This is a genomic window from Achromobacter sp. 46006, from assembly GCF_059761975.1.
Window position 1 is genome coordinate 41,418 of the sequence record NZ_JCBANN010000038.1, and the last position, 9,516, is coordinate 50,933.

Sequence of the window (9,516 nt, forward strand, 5' to 3'; positions counted from 1 at the left end):
CAGCGGCCGCTCAGCCGCCCCCGGCCAGCATGCCACCCAGCAGTAGCACACCCAGCGCCAGCACTGCCAGCGCGGCCAGCGCTTCAACCGCGTAGCGCAGCCGCGCAGCCGCCACGCTCGACAGGCGCGCGCCGAGTGCATTGGCCGCGCCCCCAGCCGCGACCGCCAGGCAGGCCAGCGCCGCCACGGTCAGGCCCGTGCCCAGGCCCATCGCCAGCGCCGAGGCCACTCCCGCCAGGAAGAACCCCTGCGACAGCGCGAATACCAGCACGATCAGCGCGCCACTGCACGGACGCAGGCCCACGGCGAGAATGGCGGCCCCGGCGCGGCGCCAGTTCAGCGGCCCTGCCATCTGCTCCGCCGGCGGCACGTGGGAATGACCGCAACCGCAAGCGTCGTCATGATGCGAGTGATCGTGGTGATGGTGCCCGTCGACATGTGCGTGATCGTGGGCGCCGTGCGCGCGCCGCTCCCGCGGCGCGGCGGCCTGCACTGTGATCGCGCGCAGCGCCGCGGCGCCCTTCAATACCGGCGGCACGGCAACCACCGGTGGGGCGGACCGGACCGGAGCGGGCGCGGCAACACCCGCGTAAGACCGCCGCCGCCACAACGGCCGGATCGCCTTGACCCACACCAGCCAGACGCCCAGCAGCGTCACCAGCGCATATGACGCCAGTTCCAGCCAGCGTGTCGCCTGGTTCATGGAAGCCGCCGTGGCGTTGAACACCAGGGCCAGCACGGCCACCATCGCGATCGCCACCAAGGCCTGCACCAATGACGCGATCAATGCCAGCAGCGCGCCGTTGCGGGCGGTCTGGCGATTGGCCAGCACGTAGGAGGAAATCACCGCCTTGCCGTGGCCCGGTCCCAGCGCGTGGAAAACGCCATAGGCGAACGACAGGCCGATCAGCAGCCAGCCGCCGCCATCGGCCTGCCAGGCCCGCACCGCCGCCGTGAGCTGGCGGTAGAAATGGGTCTGCCATGCCGATACCTGGCCGAAAAAGCCCGCCAGCCAGCCGGGTCCGCCAAGACCGGCGCCGCCGCTCTCGGGCACGCCGAAGGGATGCGCGCCCTGCGCCGCCGCCCCCCCCGCCCAGGCCAGCGCGACCAGCGCCAGCAGCCACGCGCATGTGACGGCCGGCGGACGGCCGCGCGCTACGAACATTGCACCTCGATGCGATGCGTCAGCCCCTTGGTGATGGCGAAAAGCTCCTCGGGCAACGCGTCCGGATCGGCCGGGATGGCGGCCAGTTGCTGCATGGTGTTCCAATCCAGTTCCTTGGGCTTGCGGTAAGCCTGCTTGCAGGCCGCCGCGCCGGGTCCGCCCAGTGCGACCGCCCCCTTTTCCTCGAAGGCATAGGCCACGAAATACGTCGGGTCGTAGATATCGACCTGCGCGCCCGCGGCATCCGCGGCGGCGGGCTCGGCCAGCGGCAGCGTGAAGGCCAGTGCCAGCCGGCTGGTCTTCGGATTCCAGGTCACGCGCGCATCGCGCGGCGCGGCGAATGCCATGGTCTTGCCGGCGACGGTGACACGCGTGAAATAGTGCGAAACCGGTTCGCCCAGCGCCTTCATCCATTCCCGCGCCATGCCCTTCAGGGTGTCATCCGGCAACGTTCCGCCCTTGCCCTTCTTGAGGCCCTGGGTGGCATAGGCGCCGAACATCTCATCGAACAGCCAGACCTGCCGCACGGCGGTGATGCGATGCTGTTCGTCCAGATCGATCACCGCGCGGGCATCGATCCACATGTGGGGATGCGCGCCGGCGGCGGTGGCCACCAGCGCGCCCGCCACGGCGCTCAGGGCCGCAAGGCCGTGGCGAGCTGACGTACGTTCCATTCGAACATTTCCAGATAGGTGGCGCCGGGCTGTCCGGGTTTGGACAGGGCATCGGAATACAGCGTACCACCCACCTTGGCGCCGGTTTCGCGCGCGATCTGCTGCACCAGGCGCGGACTGGTGATGTTCTCGACGAACACCGCCGGCACCTTGTCGCGCTTGACCTGTTCGATGATGCGCGCCACGTCGCCGGCGGACGGCTCGGCCGCGGTCGAGATGCCCATCGCGGCGATGAACTCGACACCATAGGCATCGCCGAAATAGCCGAAGGCGTCATGCGAAGTAACCACCTTGCGGCGCTCGGCCGGAATCGCGGCGAAGCTCTTGCGGGCAGCGGCATCGGCGGCTTGCAGGCGGGCGATATAGGCGTCGGCGCGCTTGCGGTAGGCGTCGGCGTGGGCCGGGTCGGCCGCGGCCAGGCCGTCGGCCACGTTGCGCGCATAGATCACGCCATTGGCCAGGTTCTGCCAGGCGTGCGGATCGGCGTCGCCATGATGGTGATGGTCTTCACCCGCGCCATGGGCATGATCGTGATCCTTGGCGTCATGTTCATGCGCGTCGCCGTGGCTGGCGAACTTGCGCGGCGTCACGCCCCTGGACGCCACCACGGTCGTGCCGGAAAAGCCGGACGCCTTGACCAGCCGCGGCAGCCAGGCCTCGAAATCCAGGCCGTTGACAAACAGCACCCTGGCCGCCGCCAGCTTCTTGGCGTCTCCGGGCGTGGGTTCGTATTCATGGGCGTCGCCGTCCGGACCGACCAGGGTGCCGAGCCTGACGTCGTCGCCGCCGACCTCGCGCACGATGTCGCCGAGGATCGAGAAGCTGGCCACGACCGGCAACGGTTCGGCGGCATGCGCCGCGCCGAAGGTCGTGGACAACCACAAGCCGGCCACGGCCAGCAAGGCGCGGCGGCGCGAAAGCGGCAGCAGAATGGAACGCATGGCGAATCTCCTTGGAATTCAGGCCCGGCGCGCAGCGCGCGGCGCCCGCAGCAACCCGCCATGCGGGCCGCCAACGATGGAAAACAGGTAACAAGCGCCGGCCGCCAGGATGATGGCGGGCGAGGCCGGCACATTGAAGTGGTATGACACCAACAGGCCGGTGATCGAAGCGGCCACGCCGATGGCGGCGGCCAGCGGAATCTGGCTGGCCGCCGAGCGCATCCAGAAGCGGGCGGCGGCGGCCGGCAGCATCATGATTCCGACCACCATGAGCGTGCCCAGCACCTGGAACCCGGCCACCAGGTTCACCACCACCAGCACCAGGAAGCTCATGTGCACCCAGCCGCCATGACCGCCGCTGGCGCGCAGGAAGCCGGGGTCCAGGCATTCGGCCACCAGCAGGCGATACAGCGCGGCCAAGGCCAGCAGGGTCGCGCTGGCGGTCGCCGTCACCAGCAGCAAGGCGTCATCGTCCAGCCCCAGCACGGTGCCGAACAGCACATGCAACAGATCCATGTTGGAACCGCGCAGCGATACCAGCAGCACCCCCAGGCCCAGCGAGATCAGATAGAAGGCGGCGAAGCTGGCGTCTTCGCGCAGCGGTGTGAGGCGTGCCACCAGGCCCGCCAGCAACGCCACGGCCAGGCCAGTGGCGATGCCACCCAGCATCATGGCGCCCAGCGACAGGCCGGACAGCAGGAAGCCCGCCGCCACGCCCGGCAGAATCGCGTGCGACATGGCGTCGCCCATCAGACTCATGCGCCGCAGCACCAGGAATACGCCCAGCGGGGCGGCCCCCAGCGACAGGGCGCTGGCGCCAGCCAGCGCGCGCCGCATGAAGGCGTAATCGAGAAAGGGCGCCACGACCCATTGCAGCGCCGTCATGCGAAAGCCCCCGCGTGCCATTGGCGCGCCAACCTCAGGTGATCCTCGGTCAGCGCGGCCGTGGTCGCGCCCCAGGACACCACCGCCCCGGACAGCAGCAGGCATTGCGGAAAATGTGCGCGCACCAGATCCAGATCGTGCAGCACGGCGACCACCGACCGGCCCTGGCCATGCAACTCGCAAAGCAGGGCCATCAACTCATCGGCGGTGTGGCTGTCGACGGCGGCAAAGGGCTCGTCCAGCACCAGCACCGGCGCATCCTGCACCAGCATGCGGGCGAACAGGGTGCGCTGCATCTGTCCGCCGGACAGCGTATCGATGCCACGGCCCGCCATGTCCGCCAGGCCGACGGTTTCCAGCGCGTCCATGCAACGGTCGAATTCCTCGCGGCCATGGCGGCGCCAACTGCCGACCCGGCGCCAGGCCCCCATGGCCACCAGGTCCAGGACCCGGGCGGGAAAGGCGCGGTCCAGCTCGGCGGCCTGCGGCAGCCAGGCCAGTTCGGCGCGGCCGGCCCCGCCGATGCCGACGCTGCCGGACATCGGCCGCAACACGCCCATGATGCCCTTGACCAGTGTCGACTTGCCGGCGCCGTTGGGCCCGACCACCGCCGTCATGGTGCCAGGATCGAACCGGCCCGAGACCTCGCGCAAGGCCACATGTCCGTGCCAGCCGAACGAGGCCTTGCGCAGTTCGATGGCGACCGGCGCGCGGTTCATCGCGGCCACCAGCCCAGCGCCCAGCCCGTCAAGGCCCACAATGCGAGGGCCGCGGCCAGCGCATAGGCCATGCGGCGCCAGGCGGACGCGAGAAAGGCGGAACGCAGGGACACGCGCGGACGCGGCGCGGCGTCGGGCCGCGCGGACGGGGCGGAAGGCTGGGGCATGGAAAAGACGGACGGCAGGACAGAGTGGAATGACCAGATCTTATTATGTTATATCATAACTAACAGACTTGAATCGCGGGGTTTCGCCCGCAGCTGGGTGTTTTCTGCTACCTTCCAGGCATCTCGCGCGCGTCGCGCGCGTTCCCTATTCAGATGAAGCCCGCCATGCCCGCTCCGCCCCGTTCCCCCCGCAGCGACACCGTAGGCGCCCAACTCAGCGTCGCCGAGGCGCTGTGCGAACAACGCGGCCGCCGCCTGACCCCCATCCGCCGCAAGGTGCTGGAACTGCTGCTGCGCCACGGTCGCAGCCTGAAGGCCTACGAACTGCTCGACGCCATGCGCGAGGTGCATCCGGGCGCGGCGCCGCCCACGGTGTACCGCGCCCTGGACTTCCTGATGGACGAAGGCCTGATCCACCGCCTGGACGCCGTCAATGCCTGGAGCGCATGCCACGACGCTGGCGGCGCGCCGCACGACCTGCTGGTGGTCTGTACGGGCTGCGGCGCGGTCGCCGAGATTTCCGACCCTGCCATGAGCCGCCAGCTCGCCGAGCGCGTGGCGCAGACCGGCTATGTCCTGGCTACCCACGAAACCGAGATCCGGGCCCTGTGCCCGCAATGCCAGAAGCAGCAGCCTGCGGACGCCGGGCACCATCACCACCACTAACCGCTTGTCGCCCGCGTCCGGCGCGGGCACAGCGGCCATGCGGCCGGCACCGCCGCACTCCCCGGACACTTGAAATCCGGAAAATCGCCCCAAAATAGCGATATCGCCCGATACTTGACGGCGTACAGCCGCGATCTGGGCGGCTGCGGCCCCCGGGTTGGCCCGGGGTTTGCCCCCCGCCCCCGACTGTGCTGTAATCCTGCGTCCGGCCGCGATCCGCGGCCCTCGCAGCCTGTGGCAGTAACATCGGTCGAGCGATGTCTGGCAGGCAATCGGCACCCGCTGCCGCCCCGCCAGATACAGCGTTTGACCGCCGTGTTTAACCGCCTTTACTTCACGCAAGCAGCTTCGCCATGAACACCCCGCGCAGTTTGGACAAAATGGTTCCCGTCACCATCCTCACCGGCTTTCTCGGTGCGGGCAAGACCACCCTGCTCAAGCGCATCCTGACCGAATTCCACGGCCGCCGCGTTGCCGTCATCGAAAACGAATTCGGACCGGAAAGCATCGACAACGATCTGCTGGTGCAGGACAGCGACGAGGAAATCATCGAGCTGTCCAACGGCTGCGTCTGCTGCACCGTGCGTGGCGACCTGATGCGCACCCTGTCCGACCTGCGCGCCAAGCGCGAGGCCGGCGCCCTGAATTTCGAGCGCGTCATCCTGGAAACCACCGGCATGGCCAACCCCGGCCCGGTGTGCCAGACGTTCTTCATGGACGACGACATCGCCGAGTACTACCGCCTGGACGCGGTGGTCACGGTGGTCGACGCCAAGCACGGCATGGTGACGCTTGACGAACAACCCGAAGCCCAGAAGCAGGTCGGTTTCGCGGACCGCATCCTGATTTCCAAGAAAGACCTGGTCAACGACATCGACTACGAAGCGTTGCGCAACCGCCTGGTGCGGATGAACCCGCGCGCGCCGATCACGCCGGTCAATTTCGGCGATGTCGACCTGAAGTCCATCATCGACATCAGCGGTTTCAACCTGAATTCGATCCTGGACATCGACCCGGACTTCCTGGCCGACGAGCATCCCGACGCCGCCCACGATCACGATCACGATCATGCCCATGGCCACGACCATGGCCACGGTCACGGTCACGGTCATGACCATCATGACCACGACCACGAGGGCGAATGCGGTGCGCACTGCAATCATGCTCATCATCACCACCCCAAGCACGACGATGAAATCGGCGCGTTCGTCTTCCGTTCCAACAAGCCGTTCGATCCCGCGCGCCTCGAGGAATTCCTGGGCGGCGTCGTGCAGGTCTATGGATCGGACCTGCTGCGCTACAAGGGCATCCTGTACATGAAAGGCATCAACCGCCGCATGTTGTTCCAGGGTGTCCACATGATGATGGGCGCGGAACCCGGCAAACCGTGGACCGCGGCCGAAAAGCCGTCCACCAAGATGGTCTTCATCGGACGCAAACTGCCCCAGGAGATTTTCACCCGGGGCTTGGAGCAGTGCCTGGCGGGGTGATCCCCTTTTTGGATACGTGACGCGGTGCGACGAAGGCAGTACTGTGAGGTACGAATAGCGTAGGCAGCAAGCACACGGACCGGGAAGACAATCCCGCGCCAGGATCGATTCATAGTGGAGTGTTTTCATGGCTACCAAGGCAGCAACCAAAAAATCAAGCAAGTCGACGAGCGATACGGCGATTGATCTGCCCAGCGAGAAGGAATTGCTGGCCATGCCCGAGTCCGACTACATGAACGACCGCCAACTGGCGTTCTTCAAGGAACGGCTCAAACAACTCGAACAGGATATCCTGGCCAACGCTGGCGAGACCACCGAGCACCTGCGCGAAACGCAGTTCGTGCCCGACCCGGCCGACCGCGCCACCATCGAGGAAGAACACGCCCTCGAGCTGCGCACCCGCGACCGTGAGCGCAAGCTGCTGAAAAAGGTGCAACAGTCCATCGCCCGCATCGACAGCGGCGAATACGGCTGGTGCGAGGAAACCGGCGAACCCATCGGCATCCCGCGCCTGCTGGCCCGCCCCACCGCCACCCTGTCGCTGGAAGCGCAGGAACGGCGCGAAATGCGGCAGAAGCTGTACGGCGACTGATCCGTCCCGTTATTCAAGCGCCACCTCGAAAGGCTATGCTGGTTTCCGGCATGGCCTTTTTTCATTGCCGCGCCGCCTGATGATGAAAGCGCCCCGTCCCGGCGCCGGCCCCCGGGCGGCGCGGCGTGGCGTGGCGGGCCTTCCTTTCTTCATGGGCCCGCAAGCCTTGATTTCGTTCGCTTCGCCCCCAGCTAGTCCTTTCAAAGGAAGGAACGCATGGAACAATTTCACGCCACCACCATCGTGTGTGTCCGCCGCGGCAACCGTGTCGCGCTCGGCGGCGATGGCCAGGTCACCCTGGGCAACATCGTCATCAAGGGCACGGCCCGCAAGATCCGCCGCCTCTATCACGACAAGATCCTGGCCGGTTTCGCCGGCGCCACGGCCGACGCGTTCACGCTGCAGGAACGCTTCGAGGCCAAGCTCGAAAAGCACCAGGGCAACCTGATGCGCGCCGCGGTCGAATTGACCCGCGACTGGCGTACCGACCGCGTCCTGCGCCGACTCGAAGCCATGCTGATCGTGGCCGACGCCGAACACACGCTGGTGCTGACCGGCAACGGCGACGTGCTCGAGCCCGAGCACGGCCTGGCCGCCATCGGCTCGGGCGGCGCCTACGCCCAGTCCGCCGCGCTGGCGCTGCTGCGCAATACCGACCTGGCGCCCGAGGCCATCATCAAGCAGTCGCTCGAGATCGCCGGCGACCTCTGCATCTACACCAACCAGAACCACGTCATCGAAACGCTGGGCGACTGACCCCGGCCGCGCGACGCCGCCCACGGCGTCGCGGCAAGCCCCCAGCCAGTCCCCTGCTTCAAGGATCCGCCCTCATGTCCGCCTCCAACATGACGCCCGGAGAGATCGTCTCCGAACTCGACAAATACATCGTCGGCCAGAACCGCGCCAAGCGCGCGGTGGCGGTGGCCCTGCGCAACCGCTGGCGCCGCCAGCAGGTGGCCGAGCCGCTGCGCCACGAGATCCACCCCAAGAACATCCTCATGATCGGCCCCACCGGCGTCGGCAAGACCGAGATCGCGCGCCGCCTGGCCAAGCTGGCCAACGCGCCGTTCATCAAGATCGAGGCCACCAAGTTCACCGAGGTGGGCTATGTCGGCCGCGACGTCGACACCATCATCCGCGACCTGACCGAATACTCGATCAAGCAGACCCGCGAGCTGGAAATGCGCCGCGTGCGCACCCAGGCCGAGGACGCCGCCGAAGACCGCATCCTCGACGCCCTGGTGCCGCCGCCCCGCGGCGCCTCGGGCGAGCCCGAGCGCGGCGAGGACAACAGCGCCCGCCAGACCTTCCGCAAGCGCCTGCGCGAAGGCAAGATCGACGATCTTGAGATCGAAATCGAAGTCGCCCAGGCCGCGCCGCAAATGGACGTCATGACGCCCCCCGGCATGGAAGAAATGGCCGAGCAGTTGCGCGGCATGTTCGCCGGCCTGGCGCGCGACAAGAAGAAGTCCAAGAAGATGAAGGTGCGCGAAGCCTTCAAGCTGATCGTCGACGAGGAAGCCGCCAAGCGCATCAACGAGGAAGACCTGCGCACCGTCGCCATCAACAACGTCGAGCAGAACGGCATCGTGTTCCTGGACGAGATCGACAAGATCGCGGCGCGCCAGGAAAGCGGCGGCGCCGACGTCTCGCGCCAGGGCGTGCAGCGCGACCTGCTGCCGCTGGTCGAGGGCACCACCGTCAACACGCGCTACGGCATGGTCCGCACCGACCACATCCTGTTCATCGCCTCGGGCGCCTTCCACCTGGCGCGCCCGTCCGACCTGATCCCCGAGCTGCAGGGCCGTTTTCCGATCCGCGTGGAACTGGAATCGCTGACCGCCGAAGACTTCGTGCGCATCCTGGGCGACACCGACGCCTCGCTGACCAAGCAGTACACCGCGCTGCTGGCCACCGAAGACGTGCAACTGGAGTTCACCGACGAGGGCGTGCGCCGCCTGGCCGAGCTGGCCTACGAGGTCAACGAAACCACCGAGAACATCGGTGCCCGCCGCCTCTACACCGTGATGGAAAAGCTGCTGGACGAACTGTCGTTCGACGCCGCCGCCTCCAGCAACAAGACGGTCAAGATCGACGCCGCCTACGTCAACGCGCAACTGGCCGAAGCCGCCAGCAGCCAGGACCTGGCCCGCTACGTGCTGTAAGGCCCGCGCCCCGGTCACGGTCGGCGGCACAAACACGAAGGCCCGCCGCGAG

At 67.5% G+C, this 9,516-nt stretch carries 10 protein-coding genes; 5 read left to right on the plus strand and 5 right to left on the minus strand.

Annotated elements, in window-relative coordinates; translation table 11 throughout:
* Positions 1-10: 10 nt before the first annotated feature.
* From AC6LKG_RS17830 to AC6LKG_RS17850, 5 genes are read right to left on the minus strand one after another with little or no spacing between them, the layout of a single operon-like run.
* On the minus strand, positions 11-1,165 hold the full coding sequence (locus AC6LKG_RS17830) for a nickel/cobalt transporter (RefSeq protein WP_498166377.1): 1,155 nt from the start codon (positions 1,163-1,165) through the stop codon (positions 11-13).
* Entirely contained in the window at positions 1,156-1,749 is a 594-nt protein-coding gene (locus AC6LKG_RS17835; protein ID WP_498166389.1) for a DUF1007 family protein, read from the minus strand. The genes AC6LKG_RS17830 and AC6LKG_RS17835 overlap by 10 nt, the downstream gene beginning before the upstream one ends.
* 50 nt (positions 1,750-1,799) lie before the next feature.
* A complete protein-coding gene (locus tag AC6LKG_RS17840) occupies positions 1,800-2,780 on the minus strand; it encodes a metal ABC transporter substrate-binding protein (RefSeq protein WP_498166379.1) in 981 nt (326 codons plus the stop codon).
* Positions 2,781-2,798: 18 nt separating this feature from the next.
* Complete coding sequence (locus AC6LKG_RS17845) at positions 2,799-3,665, minus strand: metal ABC transporter permease (protein WP_498166380.1); 867 nt, start codon at positions 3,663-3,665, stop codon at positions 2,799-2,801.
* Positions 3,662-4,384 carry a metal ABC transporter ATP-binding protein gene (locus AC6LKG_RS17850; RefSeq protein WP_498166382.1) on the minus strand — a complete coding sequence of 241 codons (723 nt, stop codon included), beginning with the start codon at positions 4,382-4,384 and terminating at the stop codon, positions 3,662-3,664. Before AC6LKG_RS17850 ends, AC6LKG_RS17845 begins: the two co-directional genes overlap by 4 nt.
* A gap of 332 nt (positions 4,385-4,716) precedes the next feature.
* On the opposite strand from AC6LKG_RS17850, the gene AC6LKG_RS17855 reads away from it, so the two are divergent.
* The 5 genes from AC6LKG_RS17855 to hslU all read left to right on the plus strand — a co-directional run bounded on the left by AC6LKG_RS17855 (position 4,717) and on the right by hslU (position 9,464).
* Entirely contained in the window at positions 4,717-5,217 is a 501-nt protein-coding gene (locus AC6LKG_RS17855) for a Fur family transcriptional regulator (protein WP_498166383.1), read from the plus strand.
* A gap of 353 nt (positions 5,218-5,570) precedes the next feature.
* The gene (locus tag AC6LKG_RS17860; RefSeq protein WP_498166385.1) at positions 5,571-6,707 is read left to right on the plus strand and encodes a CobW family GTP-binding protein; all 1,137 of its coding nucleotides are present in this window, start codon (positions 5,571-5,573) and stop codon (positions 6,705-6,707) included.
* A 127-nt stretch (positions 6,708-6,834) separates the two neighbouring features.
* On the plus strand, positions 6,835-7,299 hold the full coding sequence (gene dksA, locus AC6LKG_RS17865; protein WP_056327244.1) for an RNA polymerase-binding protein DksA: 465 nt from the start codon (positions 6,835-6,837) through the stop codon (positions 7,297-7,299).
* 216 nt (positions 7,300-7,515) lie between these two features.
* Positions 7,516-8,055, plus strand: coding sequence for an ATP-dependent protease subunit HslV (hslV, locus tag AC6LKG_RS17870; RefSeq protein WP_498166386.1), 540 nt, complete (start codon positions 7,516-7,518; stop codon positions 8,053-8,055).
* Between the two features lie 74 nt (positions 8,056-8,129).
* Positions 8,130-9,464, plus strand: a complete 1,335-nt coding sequence (gene hslU, locus AC6LKG_RS17875) for an ATP-dependent protease ATPase subunit HslU (RefSeq protein ID WP_498166388.1) — start codon at positions 8,130-8,132, stop codon at positions 9,462-9,464.
* The last annotated feature ends 52 nt before the right edge of the window (positions 9,465-9,516 follow it).

Coding starts and splice junctions, on each gene's coding strand:
- AC6LKG_RS17850 (WP_498166382.1), bottom strand. CDS start 4,384: ATGAACCGCGCGCCGGTCGCCATCGAACTGCGCAAGGCCTCGTTCGGC.
- AC6LKG_RS17860 (WP_498166385.1), top strand. CDS start 5,571: ATGAACACCCCGCGCAGTTTGGACAAAATGGTTCCCGTCACCATCCTC.
- AC6LKG_RS17830 (WP_498166377.1), bottom strand. CDS start 1,165: ATGTTCGTAGCGCGCGGCCGTCCGCCGGCCGTCACATGCGCGTGGCTG.
- AC6LKG_RS17855 (WP_498166383.1), top strand. CDS start 4,717: ATGCCCGCTCCGCCCCGTTCCCCCCGCAGCGACACCGTAGGCGCCCAA.
- hslV (WP_498166386.1), top strand. CDS start 7,516: ATGGAACAATTTCACGCCACCACCATCGTGTGTGTCCGCCGCGGCAAC.
- AC6LKG_RS17845 (WP_498166380.1), bottom strand. CDS start 3,665: ATGACGGCGCTGCAATGGGTCGTGGCGCCCTTTCTCGATTACGCCTTC.
- AC6LKG_RS17840 (WP_498166379.1), bottom strand. CDS start 2,780: ATGCGTTCCATTCTGCTGCCGCTTTCGCGCCGCCGCGCCTTGCTGGCC.
- AC6LKG_RS17835 (WP_498166389.1), bottom strand. CDS start 1,749: ATGTGGATCGATGCCCGCGCGGTGATCGATCTGGACGAACAGCATCGC.
- dksA (WP_056327244.1), top strand. CDS start 6,835: ATGGCTACCAAGGCAGCAACCAAAAAATCAAGCAAGTCGACGAGCGAT.
- hslU (WP_498166388.1), top strand. CDS start 8,130: ATGTCCGCCTCCAACATGACGCCCGGAGAGATCGTCTCCGAACTCGAC.